Below are 15251 nucleotides of genomic sequence, written 5' to 3'. Positions count from 1 at the left end.
GCAACACGACGCGGGGTGGGATGGCGGCATGCGCGTCTTCGTCCGGAGTCTGTTCGCCGCCCTCGCCCTCGCCGTCGTCGCCGGGCTGACGCTCGCTCCCCGCATGATCGTCGGCCCTGCGCGCCGCGCGTTCCTGGACTGGGCGGATGCCACGACGCTGCCCGTGTTCGGCGGTGTGGCGTACGCCGAGGCCGAGCGACTGCTCAACACGGCGATGTTCGTCCCGCTGGGCGTCGCCCTTGCGCTGCTGCTGCCGCTGCGCGGATGGCCGCTCGCCGTGGCCGCCGGGTTCGTCGTGTCGGTGGCCGTGGAATACCTCCAGGCGGGCATCCCGGGGCGGGTGCCCGATCCCCCCGACGTGCTGTGGAACACCGTCGGCGGTGCCGTGGGCGTCGGAGCGGTGACGCTCGTGCGGGCGCTCGCCGTCGCCGCGCGGGCTCAGCGAGGCAGCGTCACACGCACGTGAAGCCCGCCCTCGCGGCGTGCGATGACCTCCAGCGTTCCGCGATGGGCGTGCACGATCGCGGCGACGAGGGCCAGGCCCAGACCCGATCCCTGCGGGCCGTCGGAGCCCCGCGCGCGGCCGGCTCCGCGCACGAACGGCTCCGTCAGGGTGGCGGCCACGGCCGGATCGATCACGGCGCCGGTGTTGACGACCTCCAACGACGCCCCGCCCGGCGCATCCATCGTGGTGACGCGCACACGGCCCCCTGTGCCGTTGTGGATGACGGCGTTGTGGACGAGGTTGCCCGCCAGGCGGGCGAGAAGCGTCGCGTTGCCCGTCACGGCTGCGGGGGAGAGGGCGGTGTCGATGCGCACGTCGGCGGCGGTCGCATCCGCTGCCACGTCGGTGACGGCCTCGGCGGCGATCGCGGCCAGATCCACCCGCTCGCGCTCGAGTGCGTCGCCACGACCCACGCGCGCGAGCGACAGCAGGGCCTCGGTGGTGGCGATTGCGCGGTCGTTCGTCTCCCCGATGCGCGCGAGCAGCAGATCGACGTCGCGACCGGCGGGATCGGCCTGCGCGACCTCCACGAGGGTGCGGACGATCGTGTGCGGCGTGCGCAGCTCGTGCGAGGCGTTCGCGGCGAACCGGCGCTCTTCGTCGATCGTGTGCTGCACGCGCTCCAGGAGCGCGTCGAAGGCGTCGGCGAGATCGGTCAGCTCGTCGCGGCGCCCGGGCAGCCGGATGCGGGATCCGAGAGATCCGTCGCGTGCGCGGCGCGCCACCTCCGTGATGCGTCCGAGCGGTCGCAGGACGAACCCGGCGAGAACCCATCCGCCCGCGAGGCCGAAGGCCAGGAGGGCGATGAGAGCCCACCACGCGTACCGGACGAAGACCTCCATGAGGTCGGACCGGTTGGGGACGAACAGGCCGCTGAGGTCCTGGATGTTCGCGTCGGGCACGAACCGCAGCAGCAGGAACCCCACCGCGAACAGCGCGACGCCGGCGACCAGGAGGAATCCCGCGTAGCTCAGGGTGAGCTTCACGCGCACCGAGAGCCCGGGCGGACGGGATCGGCCGGGGTCCGTCATGCGGCCGGGTCGACGTCGATGCGGTAGCCGACGCCGGGGACCGTCCCGATGACCCACGGCTCGCCCAGACGCTTGCGCAGGGCGGAGATCGTGATGCGCACGGCGTTGGTGAACGGGTCGGCGTTCTCGTCCCACGCGCGTTCGAGAAGCTCCTCCGCGCTGACCACGCCCCCTCCCGCAGCCATGAGCACCTCGAGTACGGCGAACTGCTTGCGGGTGAGGGCGACGTACCGTCCGTCGCGGTAGACCTCGCGGCGGAAGGGGTCCAGGCGGATCCCCGCCCGCTCCATCACCGGCGGAGCGCCGGTGGCGGGGCGGCGGTGCAGCGCCCGCAGGCGCAGCACCAGTTCCCGCAGGGCGAACGGTTTGGTGAGGTAGTCGTCGGCGCCGCTCTCGAAGCCGGTGACCTTGTCATCCAGCCGGTCGGCGGCGGTGAGCATGAGCACGCGCGGTCCGGCCGGCACGTGCGACAGCGAGCGGGCGATCTCATCGCCGTTGGGGCCGGGGATATCGCGGTCGAGCACCACCACGTCGTAGGCGTTGATCGCGAGCTGCTCGAGTGCGGTGTCGCCGTCGCCGGCGATGTCGGCGGCTATCGCCTCCAGGCGCAGACCGTCACGGATCGCCTCGGCGAGATAGGGCTCGTCCTCGACGATCAGTACGCGCACGCCCCCATGCTAGGCGGGGGTGCATATCGCCGGTGTAGGGGAAGTCGGATACGCCCCGGCAACGCCCCGCGGCCTGGGATGGGTCGCATGCAGATCTCCACCACCCTCGTGACCGCTCCCTCCCGCGTGCGCCAGGCCACGTTCGTCGCGCTCGCCGTGTGCCTCGCGGCGATCGTCGCGGCGTGCGTGATCGTCGTGGCCGGCCTCACCACCTCGTTCGCGACGGCACCTTTCAGTCCCCGCGTGGAGGACGGCCACATCCCCGAGGGCGCGGCCGTCTCGGTGACCGACGATCACCTCCCCGCCATCGGCGAGCTCGATCCGGCGCTGCTCGGCGCGATGCGGCAAGCGGCGACCGATGCCGCCGGGGCGGGGCTGGACCTCCCGGTCACGAGCGGGTGGCGCAGCGTGCCGTACCAGGACTGGCTGCTCGGCGTCGCCGTGGAGACCTACGGCAGCGAGGACGTCGCGCGGCAGTTCGTCGCGACGCCCGAAGAATCCAGTCACGTCACGGGGGAGGCGGTGGACATCGGCTCCGTCGACGCGCAGTCGTGGCTCAGCCAGCACGGCGCGGAGTACGGCCTGTGCCAGGTGTACGCCAACGAGCCGTGGCACTACGAGCGTCTCATCGAGCCGGGGGAGGTGTGCCCGGACATGGTGCCGGATGCCTCCTCGCAACGGGGGTCGTGAGTCCGACCGGGGACGTCGTGCGGCGGTTAGTCTGTCGTCGTGCGCCGGGGCGGGGGGAGTGGGGCCGGTGCCGTGCGCGGGCCGCAGCGGCCGCTCGTGCGGCACGAGTTCGCGCTCGGCCCCGTGGCTGCCGCCATGCTCGCCCTCGCGGTCGTCCTCGCGGTGGTCGCGCCGCTGTACGGCTATCACCGTGACGAGCTGTACTTCCGGATGCTGCCGCTGCAACCCGGCTACGTCGATCAGCCGCCGCTGACCCCCGTGATCGCCCACGCGGTGATCGCGCTGTTCGGCGACGGCGTCGTGGCGCTCAGGATCGTTCCGCTGCTGTGCGCCGTACTCTCGCTGCCGGTGCTCGCGCTCATCACGCGCGAAGTGGGCGGTACCCGGTTCGCGCAAGCTCTGACGGTGTGGGGGATGGCCGGTGCCACCCTCACGCTGATGTTCGGGCACGTCCTGCTCACGGCGAGCCTGGATCTGCTCGTGTGGCCGGCGGCGCTGCTGTGCGCGGTGCGTGCCGTCCTGCGCGACGACGGGCGCTGGTGGCTCGCCGCCGGTGCGATCATCGGCGCGAGCACGTTCAACAAGCTCCTCGTCGTCGTCCTCATGGTGGGGATTGCCGGGGGACTGGCCATGTGCGGTCCGCGCCGGTGGTTCGCCTCGGCGTGGCTGTGGGCCGGAGTCGCCGCCGCGGCGGCCCTCGCTCTGCCGAGCGCGGTCTACCAGGTGACGCACGGGTGGCCACAGCTGGCCATGGGGGCCGCACGCGCCGAGGACAACGCCACCGAGGTGCGGGTGCTCATGTGGCCGATGCTGATCCTGCTGGTCGGTCCGGTGCTGGCGGTCTTCTGGGTCGCCGCGTTGCACGGGCTTCTGCGCCGACCGCGGTGGCGTCCGCTGCGGTTCCTCGTCGTGACCTTCGCCGTGATCGTCGCGTTCGTCTTCGTCGGCGGAACGCAGTTCTACTACACAGCGGGCGTGCTCGCCGTGCTCGTTGCGGTGGGCGCGGTTCCGGTCGCGGACTGGGTGCGTACCCGAGGTCGCACCCGGTGGGCGTGGACCCTCGTGGCCGTCAACGCCGCGACGTGCGCGGTGTTCGCGCTCCCGGTCCTCCCGCTCCCGGCCCTCGCCGCATCGGGCATCGGCGACATCAACTCCGCCGTGGGCGACCAGGTCGGCTGGGAGCGCTACGCGGGGCAGATCGACGCCGCCGTCGTGGCCTCCAGCGCGGAGGCGATCATCACCTCCACTTACGGTGAGGCGGGAGCGGTGGACCGGTTCGGCACGACAGGGGTCCCGATCTTCAGCGGGCACAATGCACTGTGGGACCTCGGCGGACCGGCGGAGGCCACCGACACCGTCGTCATCGCCGGGGGACAGGGCCGGTTCGTGACGCATGTGTTCGACGCGTGCGAGGTCGTCGACGAACTCGACAACGGCGTCGGCGTCGGCAACGAGGAGCAGGGAAGGCCCATCACGGTGTGCTGGGGCCCGGTGCAGGGGTGGACGGCGATGTGGGAGGCTTTCCGCCACCTCGACTGACCGTGCGGCGGCGGCCTACGCGGAATGATGGAGCGATGGCGGAGGACATCGGGGCGCGGCTGCGCGAGATCGCCCGAACGAGCGCGGAGCCCTCGAGTGCGCTCCGCGACCGGCACCTCATCGAGGTCGTCCCCGAACTGGCTGCGCTCGCAGGGACGCCGCAGGACCCGGTGTGGCATCCCGAGGGGGACGTGCTCGTGCATTCGCTGTGGGCCGCCGACCTGGCCGCCACGCACGCCGTACAGCACGACATCCACGCCGACCGACGCGAGCTGCTGGTCCTCGCCTCGCTCCTGCACGACGTGGGCAAACCCGACACGACGCGCCGCCGCAACGGCCGGCTGACGTCGTGGGGTCACGCCGAGCGCGGCGCGGTGCTCGTCCGGTCGATGGGCGATCGGATGCGGTGGCCGAAGCCCCTCGTGCGCGCGATCGCCGAGATCGTGGCCACCCACATGGCGCACGTCGCGGTGCAGGGCACGCCGAGCGCGAAGGCCGTGCGACGCGTGCGCGATCGGCTGGAGGCAGCCGGCACCTCGCTGGCGGACTGGGCGGTGGTCGTCCGATGCGATGGCGAGGCGCGCGGCCGGGCCGCACGGCCGGATGCATCGGTGCCGTGGACCAGGGGGGACGCGCGCCTCAGCCGCCGCTGATCACCACCCGCTGCGCGTGGGGGTGTGACCCTCCCGCGCGTCGTCGGGCATCTGCATCTCCGCGCGCACGCCCAGCAGCCGCAGCGGCCGGTCGGGTTCGATCTTCGCCACGAGCGCGAGGATCGCCGCGACCACGGCATCGCGCTCGAAGGTGACCGGCACCTTCCGCGTGAAGGTCTTGGTCGTGAAGGGCGCGTACCGAACCTTCAGTCCGACACCGATCACGGGCCGCCCCTCGGCGGCGACGTCGTCGAGCACCTGCGCCGCGAGAGTGCGCGCGGCGCGCTCGATCTCGGCCGGGTCGGCGACGTTCTGCTGGAAGGTCGTCTCCCGGCCGTGCCCGCGCGCCACCCACGGCGTGTCGTCGACGACGCTCGCGCCCTCGCCCCGGCCGAGCTGCCGGTACCACGGGCCCATGCGGGGTCCGAACTCGGCGACCAGCGGCGCCTCGTCCGCATGGGCGAGCTGCGTCACCGTGGCGATGCCCAGATTCTCCAACCGCCGGGAGATCTTCGACCCCACGCCCCACAGGTCGCGCGTGGGGCGGTCGCCCAGAACGTCGAGCCAGTTCTCCGCCGTCAGCCGGAACACTCCGCGCGGCTTGCCGAACCCGGTCGCGACTTTCGCGCGCACGAGGGTGTCGCCGATGCCGACGCTGCAGTGCAGGCGCGTGCGCTCCAGCACCGCCGCCTGCAGCTCGCGCGCATAGCCCTCCGGGTCGGCGGTGCGAACCCCCACGAACGCCTCATCCCACCCGAGCACCTGCACGACGGCGTCGGGCCGCCCGCGCAACGTCGCCATCACCTCCTCGGATGCGGCGGTGTAGGCGGGAGCATCCACCGGCAGGATGACGGCGTCGGGCACCTTGCGCGCGGCCAGGCGCAGCGGCATCCCCGACCCCACCCCGAATTCGCGCGCCTCGTACGACGCGGTGGAGACGACGGCGCGTTCGGTGGGGTCCCCGCGGCCGCCGACGATGACGGGGAGCCCCGCCAGCTCGGGCCGGCGCAGCACCTCCACCGCGGCGATGAACTGGTCCAGGTCGACGTGCAGCACCCACGGCCGCTCGGCTCCGTCGCTCATGCGCTCCAGTGTGGCGCAGACTTCCTCACGCGTGCGCGGCCTTGGTCAGCGCCGAGGCGATCCGCTCGATCGCGGTGCGCAGCAGCGGCCGGGGGAGGGCGAACACGAAGCGCATGTGCCCGATGCCCGCGACGCCGCACGCCGCCCCGTCGGTCATCGCGACTCCGGCGTGCGTGCGGAACCACTCGGCCGGGTCACCCGGCACACCGTAGGCGCGGAAGTCGATGAGGGCGATGTAGGTGGCCTCCGGCATCGACATGCGCGCGTCGGGGAGGTGCTCGGCGACGAGCTCGGCCAGCAGACGCCGATTGCCGTCGAGGTAGTCCACGATCTGCTCCAGCCACGGCCCGCCGTGCGTGTACGCTGCCGCGTGAGCCACTGCGCCGAGCGTGGACGTGCCGTGGCCGGCCCAGAATCCGAACTCTTCCCACGCCGCGGCATCCGCCTCGTTGGAGAGGATCACCTGCGCGCACTTCAGTCCGGCGAGGTTCCACGCCTTCGACGCGGATGCGGCGGTGATCGTGTGGGAGGCGGCCTCCTCCGAGATGGATGCGTACGGCACGTGGCGCGCCGGACGGTAGACGAGGGGAGCGTGGATCTCGTCGGAGAAGACGCGCCCCTTCTTGCCGGCCACGACGTGCGAGACGGCTTCCAGCTCGGCGCGGGTGAAGACGGTGCCGAGCGGATTGTGCGGGTTGCACACGACGAGGAGCTCCGCCCCGTCGTCGAAGGCCCGTGCGATGCCGTCGAGGTCCATCGTGCTGCGGCCGTCGACGGGGATGCTCGGCACCTCGATCACGCGGCGCCCGTGCAGTTGCGGCACCGTGAGGAAGGGCATGTAGGCCGGGGTGGGGACGATGACGGCCGAGCCCGGCGGCGTGAACCGCTCGATCGTGAGCTCGAAGGCCGCGATGACGTCGGGGACATGGTGCACGCGGCCGGCCGGGACCTCCCACCCGTAGGCCGTGCGGTACCAGTCCGACGTCGCGGCGGCGAGGCTCTCGTCCAGGTGCGCGGGGAGGTACCCGGTGAGGCCGCGATCCAGTGCCGACACCATCGCGTCGCGCACCGGCGGGGCGACACCGAAGTCCATCTCCGCCACGAACGCTCCGATGACGTCGGGGAACATCGTCCACTTGACGCTGCCGCCCCGTCGCAGGTCGTCTTCGGTCAGCGCATCGAAATCCGGCGTCACGCCGTCGCCGCCTGCTCGCGACGGGGGAGCACCCAGTCCGCGCGCGGGAAATGGCACGTGTACCCGTGCGGGTAGGTGATCAGGTAGTCCTGGTGCTCGGGCTCGGCCTCCCAGAACGGGCCCGCCGGCTCGATCGTGGTGACGGCCTTGCCCGGCCACAGGCCCGACGCATCCACATCGGCGATCGTGTCGCGCGCGACGCGCTCCTGCTCGGGGGTGAGCGGGAAGATCGCGGAGCGGTAGCTCGTGCCGATGTCGTTGCCCTGACGGTTCAGGGTCGACGGGTCGTGGATCTGGAAGAAGAACGCCAGGATGTCGCGGTAGGTCGTCTTCGTGGGGTCGAACACGATCTCCACGGCTTCGGCGTGGCCGGGGTGGTTGCGGTAGGTCGCATGGTCGTTGTGCCCTCCCGTGTAGCCGACGCGCGTGTCGAGCACGCCGGGCTGACGGCGGATGAGGTCCTCCACCCCCCAGAAACAGCCGCCGGCGAGCACGGCGGTCTCGGTGCCGGGGGTGCGGGTGACGGCTCCGGTGTCGGTGGGTCCGCTGGTCATGAGGCGTTCTCCTTCGTGTCGGTGAAAAGTGTGCGGTAGGCGCCGTACCCCTGCTCGTCGAGCTCGTCGAGGGGGACGAAGCGCAGGGCGGCGGAGTTCATGCAGTAGCGCATTCCACCCGCCTCCCGGGGTCCGTCGTCGAAGACGTGCCCGAGGTGGCTGTCGGCGATCGCCGAGCGCACCTCGGTGCGCGTCATCCACAGCGTACGGTCGGTCTTGGACACGACGGCCGACGTGTCGAGAGGGCGGGTGAAGCTCGGCCAGCCGGTCCCGCTGTCGAACTTGTCGGTCGAGGAGAACAGCGGCTCGCCCGAGACGACGTCGACGTAGATGCCCGGCTCGTGGTTGTCCCAGTAGCGGTTGCGGAAGGGCGGCTCCGTGCCCTCTTCCTGCGTCACGCGGAACTGGGTGGGGGTGAGGCGGCTGAGCGCCTCGGGAGTCTTGCGGTACTCGTTGCTCACGATTCCTCCTGGGTGACGGCGCTGGCTGCGGCGTCTACCGGGGAGAACGATGCACCCCGCTGTTTTGGTCCCGCGAAGCTGGGAGCGCGCCGTGACTTCCCGCGCTCGCCGCATCCATCGCGCGGGCGACGGCGACGAGGACGTGGTCGATCGTGGGGACGCCGTCCGCGCGCATCGTCTCGGCGCCGCCGGCCCCGCGGACGATAACGGTCGGGGTGGACCGGATGCCCCGGGCTTCGGCGAGGTGGGGCTCGAACGCGACGTCGTGCTCGATGACGGTGATCTCCGGCAGCAGCTGGCGCACGCGGTCCAGGACCGCACGCGTGCGCCGGCACGCGCCGCAGAACGACGTCGAGTACAGCTCGAGCGCCACCGATCCCGATCCGTCCGTCTTCTCCATCGTGAGGAGCAACGCCACGGGGACGGGGAGCATTCCACCGCCGGAGCCGCCGATGAGGTGGCAGTCGCCTGCGTGTCGGCCGGTCGTCGTACGCTGAACGGATGAGCGCCGATCACGCCGCCCTGAGCGCGCGGTCCCAACTGGTCTCGCTCGCGCGGTCGGTGACCGAGGCGCAGCCGGTCGAGCACGGGTTCGCGGCGAGGCCTGCCGCCGTGCTGATCCTCTTCGGCGTGCTGGACGCACGCGCCAGCGACCACGACGCGCAGTCGCGCGCGGTCTCCCGCGACCTCGACGTGCTGCTGCTCTCGCGCGCCACGACGCTGCGCTCGCACCCGGGGCAGGTGGCGTTCCCCGGCGGCCGGATCGACGAGGGCGACGACGGACCGATCGCGGCCGCGCTCCGCGAGGCCGAGGAGGAGACGGGCCTGGATCCTGCCGGAGTGGAGGTGCTGGGGGCGCTGGAACCCATCCCGCTGGAGTACTCGCGGCACGTCGTGACCCCGGTGCTCGGATGGTGGCGGCATCCCTCTCCCGTGCACGTCGTGGACGACGCGGAATCGGCGGACGTGTTCCGCGCGCCTGTGGCGGATCTGCTGGATCCCGCCCACCGCGGCGTGACGGTCAGCCGGGCGGAGGGACGCGAGTGGCGTGCGCCGGCGTTCCTCCTGCCGAACGAGACGGGCGAGCGGCACCTGGTGTGGGGCTTCACCGGGATGCTGCTGGATGGTCTGTTCGACCGGCTCGGCTGGACCGAGCCGTGGGACCGGTCGCGCGAAGTGCCGCTGCCGTTGCCGGTCGACGCGCGCTGATCTCGCTCCCGACCGGTTGCGCGCGGCGCGGGCCGTCACGGAAACTCGGAGGCATGGCGATCGATCTGACCGAACTCCTCCGGCTCGAGCATGCGGGATGGACCGCCCTGTGCGATGGCACGGGAGGGGAGTTCTACGGCACCGTCATGACCGAAGACGCCGTCATGGTGCTCGCCGACGGCTCGGTGCTCGACCGCGGCGCCGTCGTGGCGTCGCTGGATGATGCGCCGGCGTGGTCGGCGTACGAGATCACCGACGAGCGGCTCATCGGCCTCGGCCCCGACTCCGCCGCGTTCGTGTACCGCGGCCGGGCGTTCCGGGCATCCGGCGGCCCGCCCTTCGACGCGGTCATGACGAGCGTCTACGTGCGGGAGGACGGCGGATGGCGCCTCGCGCTGTACCAGCAGACCCCGGTTCCGGCCGAGGAGAGCGTCGAGCTGTGAGCCGGAGCGCTCATCCGGGTGAGGGCACCGGCCGGTAGCGTACGTCGACGGTGACACGCCCGGCGTCGCCGTTCACGAGCGTGAGCGGGACGGGCTGCCCGCCGGGGTTGTCGTACAGGCGGATGCCGTCACCCAGCAGCACGGGGGCGATGTGGATGTCGATCTCATCCAGCAGTCCCCGTTCGAGCAGCTGACGCCCGAGAGAGGGGGAGAGCACCTCGACGTTCTTGCCGCCGGCTGCCGCGCGCGCGATCGCGACGGCCTCTGCCACGTCGCACGAGAGGAACGTGACGCCCGCCGACGGCGCGGCATCCTCGGGGTGGTGCGTCAGCACGAACGTCGCCCCCTGCCACTGCCCGCCGTAGGTCGCCGACGCGTCGGGGTACGCCTCCCATCCGTCGCGCCCGCCCAGGACCGCGCCGGTGGTGGAGGTGTACTCGTCGATGAGGCCGGGGCGATCGTGGATTCCATACATCCACTCCATCGTGTGCCCGGGTCCCGCGACGAATCCGTCGAGTGACATCGTGAAGTGCCACAGCACCTTGCCGGTCGCCGACTGCGGCGGCATGTCGTCCATCGTGTTCCCTTCGCTACAGCCCCCGCAGGTGCTTGAGGTTGCTCTTGGCGGTGTCGACGACCTGACGCAGGCCCCCGGTCTGCTCCGCGCCGAGGACGAGCTTGGCCATGGACAGCCCGAACCCGGTGACCTGCTGGGCGGTGACGGTCCCCGGAACCGAGAGGGCGTTCGGGTCGGTGACGATGTCGACCAGCGCCGGGCCCGGATGGGCGAGAGCGGTGGTGATCGCGGCATCCAGGTCGGCGGGATCGGTCACGCGCTGCGCGAGGAACCCGAGGCTCCCCGCGAGCGCGGCGAAGTCGACCATCGGCACGTCGACGCCGAAATCGGGGTAGCCGTTGACGAGCATCTCCAGCTTCACCAGGCCCAGCGTGGAGTTGTTGAAGACGAAGACGTTGATCGGCAGGCGGTAGGCGGCGGCGGTGATGAGCTCGCCCAGCAGCATCGACAGGCCGCCGTCGCCGGCGATCGCGATCACCTGCCGGTCGGGATGCGCGAACTGCGCGCCGATGGCCTGGGGCAGTGCGTTGGCCATCGATCCGTGCACGTACGAGCCGAGGAGCCGCCGGTCGCGCGTGGGGGTGACGTAGCGGGCCTGCCAGACGTTGCCCATGCCGGTGTCGGCGGTGAAGACGGCGGCGGATGCGGCGGCCCGGTCGATCGCGGTCATCGCGCGCTCAGGATGGATCGGCGCGTCGTCGGAGTCCGTGTACGCCGCCACGGCGTCCTCCAGCGCTCGGCGGTGCCGGGCCAGCGCCGAGTCGAGGAACGTCCGGTCGGTGCGGGCGGGAAGGAGCTCCTGCAGCGCCGCGAGGGTGCGGCCCACGTCGCCGTGCACCGGGTGGCGGACGGCTGCCCGGCGGCCCAGGCGAGTCGCATCCGCGTCGATCTGCGCGATCGCGACGTGCTCTCCGTCGGGGAAGAACTGGGCGTAGGGGAAGTCGGTGCCCACCAGGATCAGCAGGTCGGCCTCCTTCATCGCCCAGTCCGTCGCGCCGTAGCCGAGGAGTCCCGACATGCCGACGTCGAACGGGTTGTCGTACTGGATCCACGGCTTCCCGCGCAGGGTGTGCCCCATCGGCGCCTGCAGGTGGCCGGCGAACGCGAGGACCTGCTCGCGGGCGTCGCGCGCTCCGTCGCCGACGAAGAGCGTGATCTTCTCGGCCTCGGCGATCGCGGCGGCCAGCTTCTCGACGTCGACGGGGTGCGGGGCGATCCGTCCGCGGCGGGCGGGGACGAAGGGCGGGGCGGCGCCGGCCGCCTTGTCCGCGGCCAGGTCGCCCGGCAGCACGACCACGGCGACCCCGCATCCGCCGGTGGCGTGGCGGATCGCGGAGTTCACCACGCGCGGCGACTGTTCGGGGGTCGAGACCAGTTCGCAGTAGTTGGAGCACTCGGTGAACAGGCGCTCGGGGTGCGTCTCCTGGAAGTAGCCCGAGCCGATCTCCACGGTCGGGATGTGGCTCGCGATCGCCAGGACCGGCGCACCGGAGCGATGCGCGTCGTAGAGCCCGTTGATGAGGTGGAGGTTCCCCGGCCCGCAGCTGCCCGCGCACACGGCGAGGTTCCCCGTGAGCTGGGCTTCGGAGGCCGCGGCGAAGGCGGCAGCCTCCTCGTTGCGCACGTGGATCCAGTCGATGCCGCCCTCGGCGGAGCCGCCGGTGCGGCGCACGGCGTCGACGATCGGGTTGAGCGAGTCGCCGACGATGCCGTAGATGCGCGTGACCCCCGCATCCTGGAGCTGCTGAATCAGTTGTTCGGCGACGTTGTCTGCCACAGTGGCCCTTCCCTGCATGCGCGGCGCGCCCGCTGCACTCAGTCTTCGTGCCGGGCACCCTCTCGTCCAGGGCTTGCCGCCGGTCGCTCCCGCCATCCGCATCGTGCCCGAATTCAGGAGAATCGCCGGAATCAGGACGGATGGGGCCGGATCGGGCCTGATTCGGGCACATCTCCTGATCCGGGGAACGCGGCCGCGCGACCGGTGCCGGGCTTCCCTCCGCCGCACGGATCGCGCCGGATGTCAACGGCTCGCGGGCGCCGGCGCGCGCGGGATTGCATGGACGGGTCCGATCCTCGAAAGGAAGGCTCCCATGACCGCCGATACCTCTGAACTGACCAAGCTGAACGAGCTGCTGAAGGGTTTCCGTTTCGCGATGGTGACCACCCGCACCGCCGAGGGCAAGCTCGTGGCCCATCCGCTGACCGTGCAGGAGACCGAATTCGACGGCGACCTGTGGTTCGTCATCAGCCGCAAGGCCTCCGCGGTCGAGCACGTGCGCCTCGACCCCACGGTGGGCGTCTCGTTCAGCAGCAACGACTCGTGGCTGTCGCTGTCGGGCACCGCGCACGTCGTGGAGGATGACGCGAAACTGCGCGAGCAGTGGAACGCGGGACTGGAGGCGTGGTTCCCGGAAGGGCCGGAGGACCCCGACATCGTGCTGCTGAAGGTGGACGCCGACAGCGCGGAGTACTGGGACAGCCCCGGCGGCCGCGTCGCGAGCCTCGTCGCCTTCGTCAAGCACAAGGTGACCGGCGACCGCATGGAGGGCGAGAACGAGAAGATCGACCTGTGAGGCCGGGCGCGCATCTGCCGGGGGCTCGAGAGGGGGCGGTATGGCGCGCACGATCGTGATCACCGGCGCCAGCGACGGGATCGGCGCGGCATCGGCCCGGCAGCTGAGCGAGGCGGGTGAGCACGTCGTCGTGGTGGGTCGCGATCCGGAGAAGACCCGGACGGTGGCGGAGGCTCTCGACGCACCCTGGCACGTCGCCGACTACAGCGATCTGTCGCAGGTGCGGGAACTGGCCGCCGTGCTGACGGAGTCCTATCCCCGCATCGACGTGCTCGCCAACAACGCCGGCGGGATCTTCGGAGACCGCACGGTGACCCGCGACGGGTTCGAGCTGACCTTCCAGGTGAACCACCTGGGCGGGTTCCTGCTCACGAACCTGCTGAGGGATCGGCTGCGGGAGAGCGGTGCGACCGTCATCCAGACCTCCAGCGTGGCGGCCCTCCGGTTCGCGCGCTTCGACATCGACGATCTGCAGGGGGAGCGCCGGTTCTCCCCGGGCGCGGCGTACGGCAATGCGAAGCTCGCGAACATCCTGTTCACGAAGGAACTGCACCGTCGCTACGGGGATGCCGGGATCCACCCGGTGGCGTTCCACCCGGGCGCCATTGCGAGCGGCTTCGCTGCCGCATCCGTCGGATCGTGGCGTTTCCTCTACACGAATCCGGTGATGAAGCGCGTGCTGACCTCGACGGAGATCGGCGGGTCGCGGCTGACGTGGCTCGCGATGGGCAAGCCCGGCGTGGACTGGCGGCCGGGGGAGTATTACGCGAACAACCGCGTGGCGCGCACCAGCCGGCTGGCCGACGATCCGGCGCTCGCGAAGATGCTGTGGGATCGCAGCGCCGCCATGGTCGGGATAACGGAAGGGTAACGACTGCCGCCGCGTCGGTCGCGGAATCGTCCCACGTCGTGCCGGGAAATGAGCCGTGCACACGGGCCGTGTGGGGGCACCGGCCGGTGCCGCGGCGACGGGATGAGGCGAGAGGTTAGGGTAGCCTCACCTTCATGACCTCTCGACTCCGTTCCGCCGCGCCGCTCGCCGGTCTCGCCGCCCTCGCCCTCGTCGTCACCGCCTGCTCCACCCCGAGCGCGGATGCCGCTCCCGCGGATGCGGCGGAGACCGTCGTGGTCGACAACGCGCAGCCGACCCTCGTGCTCGTGGAGGAGGACGGGGAATCGTCCTACCGTGAAGACCCCTCGACCGAGCGGGCCGCCGTGGAGGTGCCGCGCGAGCCCGAGGCCGTCATCACGTTCGACATCGCCACGCTCGACACCCTGGACGCCATCGGCGCCGGCGACGCCGTCGTCGCGATCCCCGACGTCGTGCTGCCGGACTACCTGTCCGACTACGCCGACCTCCCCAAGGTCGGCACGCTGTTCGAGCCCGACTTCGAGGCCGTCGCCGAACTGGGCCCCGACCTCATCGTGACGGCGGCCCGCAGCACCGGGCAGTACGACGAGCTGTCCGAGATCGCCACGACGATCGACCTCACCGGTACCCCCGGCGGCACCTTCGACCCCGCCGCGGGCCTCGTGCGCGCCGCGCAGCTGGGTGAGATCTTCGGCCGAGAGGACGAGGTCGCCGAGCTGGCCGGGCAGATCGAGGAGCGCATCGATGCGCTCGCCGCCGCGGCGTCGGGCAGTGCTCTCGTCCTGGCCGTCTCCGGCGGGGAGTACAGCGCGTTCGGCGAGGGCTCCCGCTTCGGGTGGTTCTTCGACGAGCTCGGATTCACCCCCGCCGTCCCCGCCGCCGAGCTGCCGGGTGCGGAGGGATCGCCGCACGGCGACTCCGTGACCAACGAGTTCCTCCTCACCGCCGACCCGGAGTGGATCTTCGCCTTCGACCGCGGCGCGGCCACGGGTGACGGCGGCAGTGCAGAGGAGACCCTCGCCAACGAGCTGGTCGAGCGGACCGCGGCGGCGCAGAACGACCGGATCGTGCTGCTGCCCGCCGGCGAGCTGTACATCGTGATCAACGGTCTCACCGCGATCTCCGCCGTCCTGGACACCGTCGAGGAAGCGGTCGCGTCGTGACCCCGGTCCGCCGACGCGAAAAGGACGCGGTCCGCT

At 71.7% G+C, this 15251-nt stretch carries 18 protein-coding genes; 9 read left to right on the top strand and 9 right to left on the bottom strand.

Annotated elements, in window-relative coordinates; translation table 11 throughout:
* Nucleotides 1–28 precede the first annotated feature (28 nt).
* Nucleotides 29–466, top strand: a complete 438-nt coding sequence (locus E4V99_RS16175; RefSeq protein ID WP_135117841.1) for a VanZ family protein — start codon at nt 29–31, stop codon at nt 464–466.
* Here the strand turns inward: E4V99_RS16175 and E4V99_RS16170 are convergent.
* Complete coding sequence (locus E4V99_RS16170; protein ID WP_135065548.1) at nt 439–1536, bottom strand: HAMP domain-containing sensor histidine kinase; 1098 nt, start codon at nt 1534–1536, stop codon at nt 439–441. The genes E4V99_RS16175 and E4V99_RS16170 overlap by 28 nt on opposite strands.
* On the bottom strand, nt 1533–2204 hold the full coding sequence (locus tag E4V99_RS16165) for a response regulator transcription factor (protein WP_135117840.1): 672 nt from the start codon (nt 2202–2204) through the stop codon (nt 1533–1535). The genes E4V99_RS16170 and E4V99_RS16165 overlap by 4 nt, the downstream gene beginning before the upstream one ends.
* An 87-nt stretch (nt 2205–2291) precedes the next feature.
* On the opposite strand from E4V99_RS16165, the gene E4V99_RS16160 reads away from it, so the two are divergent.
* The 3 genes from E4V99_RS16160 to E4V99_RS16150 all read left to right on the top strand — a co-directional run bounded on the left by E4V99_RS16160 (nt 2292) and on the right by E4V99_RS16150 (nt 5086).
* Nucleotides 2292–2894 carry a M15 family metallopeptidase gene (locus tag E4V99_RS16160; protein ID WP_135117839.1) on the top strand — a complete coding sequence of 201 codons (603 nt, stop codon included), beginning with the start codon at nt 2292–2294 and terminating at the stop codon, nt 2892–2894.
* A gap of 72 nt (nt 2895–2966) precedes the next feature.
* A complete protein-coding gene (locus E4V99_RS16155; RefSeq protein WP_135117838.1) occupies nt 2967–4433 on the top strand; it encodes a glycosyltransferase family 39 protein in 1467 nt (488 codons plus the stop codon).
* A 35-nt stretch (nt 4434–4468) separates the two neighbouring features.
* Nucleotides 4469–5086, top strand: a complete 618-nt coding sequence (locus E4V99_RS16150) for an HD domain-containing protein (protein ID WP_135065560.1) — start codon at nt 4469–4471, stop codon at nt 5084–5086.
* On the opposite strand, the gene E4V99_RS16145 is transcribed toward E4V99_RS16150, so the two are convergent.
* Genes E4V99_RS16145 through E4V99_RS16125 form a run of 5 tightly spaced genes read right to left on the bottom strand, consistent with a single transcriptional unit; the run spans nt 5087 to nt 8797 of the window.
* A complete protein-coding gene (locus E4V99_RS16145) occupies nt 5087–6169 on the bottom strand; it encodes a DNA polymerase IV (protein WP_187270367.1) in 1083 nt (360 codons plus the stop codon). It abuts the gene before it with no gap.
* Nucleotides 6170–6194: 25 nt separating this feature from the next.
* On the bottom strand, nt 6195–7364 hold the full coding sequence (locus E4V99_RS16140; RefSeq protein ID WP_245233218.1) for an aminotransferase class I/II-fold pyridoxal phosphate-dependent enzyme: 1170 nt from the start codon (nt 7362–7364) through the stop codon (nt 6195–6197).
* Nucleotides 7361–7918, bottom strand: a complete 558-nt coding sequence (msrA, locus tag E4V99_RS16135; RefSeq protein WP_135065563.1) for a peptide-methionine (S)-S-oxide reductase MsrA — start codon at nt 7916–7918, stop codon at nt 7361–7363. The genes E4V99_RS16140 and msrA overlap by 4 nt, the downstream gene beginning before the upstream one ends.
* Nucleotides 7915–8379, bottom strand: a complete 465-nt coding sequence (gene msrB / locus E4V99_RS16130; protein ID WP_135117837.1) for a peptide-methionine (R)-S-oxide reductase MsrB — start codon at nt 8377–8379, stop codon at nt 7915–7917. Before msrB ends, msrA begins: the two co-directional genes overlap by 4 nt.
* 34 nt (nt 8380–8413) lie before the next feature.
* Nucleotides 8414–8797, bottom strand: coding sequence for a thioredoxin family protein (locus tag E4V99_RS16125; protein WP_240742857.1), 384 nt, complete (start codon nt 8795–8797; stop codon nt 8414–8416).
* A gap of 83 nt (nt 8798–8880) precedes the next feature.
* Here E4V99_RS16125 and E4V99_RS16120 point away from each other — a divergent pair, with 83 nt between their 5' ends.
* Together E4V99_RS16120 and E4V99_RS16115 are read left to right on the top strand one after the other, a co-directional pair.
* Nucleotides 8881–9588: a CoA pyrophosphatase gene (locus tag E4V99_RS16120; RefSeq protein WP_135065569.1), complete on the top strand. Its 708-nt coding sequence runs from the start codon at nt 8881–8883 to the stop codon at nt 9586–9588.
* Nucleotides 9589–9641: 53 nt separating this feature from the next.
* Nucleotides 9642–10031, top strand: coding sequence for a nuclear transport factor 2 family protein (locus tag E4V99_RS16115; RefSeq protein ID WP_135065572.1), 390 nt, complete (start codon nt 9642–9644; stop codon nt 10029–10031).
* Between the two features lie 10 nt (nt 10032–10041).
* Here E4V99_RS16115 and E4V99_RS16110 read toward each other — a convergent pair whose 3' ends face one another.
* Entirely contained in the window at nt 10042–10608 is a 567-nt protein-coding gene (locus E4V99_RS16110; RefSeq protein ID WP_135117836.1) for a dihydrofolate reductase family protein, read from the bottom strand.
* A 13-nt stretch (nt 10609–10621) separates the two neighbouring features.
* Nucleotides 10622–12385 (bottom strand): thiamine pyrophosphate-dependent enzyme, encoded by a 1764-nt coding sequence (locus tag E4V99_RS16105; RefSeq protein WP_135117835.1) that lies wholly within the window; start codon nt 12383–12385, stop codon nt 10622–10624.
* Between the two features lie 313 nt (nt 12386–12698).
* Here E4V99_RS16105 and E4V99_RS16100 point away from each other — a divergent pair, with 313 nt between their 5' ends.
* From E4V99_RS16100 to E4V99_RS16090, 3 genes are all read left to right on the top strand, one after another.
* Complete coding sequence (locus E4V99_RS16100; RefSeq protein WP_135065581.1) at nt 12699–13181, top strand: pyridoxamine 5'-phosphate oxidase family protein; 483 nt, start codon at nt 12699–12701, stop codon at nt 13179–13181.
* 40 nt (nt 13182–13221) lie between these two features.
* The gene (locus E4V99_RS16095; protein WP_135117834.1) at nt 13222–14052 is read left to right on the top strand and encodes an SDR family NAD(P)-dependent oxidoreductase; all 831 of its coding nucleotides are present in this window, start codon (nt 13222–13224) and stop codon (nt 14050–14052) included.
* A gap of 134 nt (nt 14053–14186) precedes the next feature.
* Entirely contained in the window at nt 14187–15215 is a 1029-nt protein-coding gene (locus E4V99_RS16090; RefSeq protein ID WP_135117833.1) for an ABC transporter substrate-binding protein, read from the top strand.
* Nucleotides 15216–15251: the final 36 nt, after the last annotated feature.

Source organism: Microbacterium sp. dk485, assembly GCF_004570445.1.
In the GTDB taxonomy this organism is placed as follows: domain Bacteria; phylum Actinomycetota; class Actinomycetes; order Actinomycetales; family Microbacteriaceae; genus Microbacterium; species Microbacterium wangchenii.
Note: the sequence above shows the minus strand (reverse complement) of the source record. Positions and strands in the feature narration are given on the sequence as shown.

What these genes read in the sequence shown, in the direction of transcription:
- E4V99_RS16120 (WP_135065569.1), top strand. Translation starts at nt 8,881, where the DNA reads ATGAGCGCCGATCACGCCGCCCTGAGCGCGCGGTCCCAACTGGTCTCG.
- msrA (WP_135065563.1), bottom strand. Translation starts at nt 7,918, where the DNA reads ATGACCAGCGGACCCACCGACACCGGAGCCGTCACCCGCACCCCCGGC.
- E4V99_RS16175 (WP_135117841.1), top strand. Translation starts at nt 29, where the DNA reads ATGCGCGTCTTCGTCCGGAGTCTGTTCGCCGCCCTCGCCCTCGCCGTC.
- E4V99_RS16150 (WP_135065560.1), top strand. Translation starts at nt 4,469, where the DNA reads ATGGCGGAGGACATCGGGGCGCGGCTGCGCGAGATCGCCCGAACGAGC.
- E4V99_RS16115 (WP_135065572.1), top strand. Translation starts at nt 9,642, where the DNA reads ATGGCGATCGATCTGACCGAACTCCTCCGGCTCGAGCATGCGGGATGG.
- E4V99_RS16110 (WP_135117836.1), bottom strand. Translation starts at nt 10,608, where the DNA reads ATGGACGACATGCCGCCGCAGTCGGCGACCGGCAAGGTGCTGTGGCAC.
- E4V99_RS16160 (WP_135117839.1), top strand. Translation starts at nt 2,292, where the DNA reads ATGCAGATCTCCACCACCCTCGTGACCGCTCCCTCCCGCGTGCGCCAG.
- E4V99_RS16095 (WP_135117834.1), top strand. Translation starts at nt 13,222, where the DNA reads ATGGCGCGCACGATCGTGATCACCGGCGCCAGCGACGGGATCGGCGCG.
- E4V99_RS16145 (WP_187270367.1), bottom strand. Translation starts at nt 6,169, where the DNA reads ATGAGCGACGGAGCCGAGCGGCCGTGGGTGCTGCACGTCGACCTGGAC.
- E4V99_RS16090 (WP_135117833.1), top strand. Translation starts at nt 14,187, where the DNA reads ATGACCTCTCGACTCCGTTCCGCCGCGCCGCTCGCCGGTCTCGCCGCC.
- E4V99_RS16100 (WP_135065581.1), top strand. Translation starts at nt 12,699, where the DNA reads ATGACCGCCGATACCTCTGAACTGACCAAGCTGAACGAGCTGCTGAAG.
- E4V99_RS16170 (WP_135065548.1), bottom strand. Translation starts at nt 1,536, where the DNA reads ATGACGGACCCCGGCCGATCCCGTCCGCCCGGGCTCTCGGTGCGCGTG.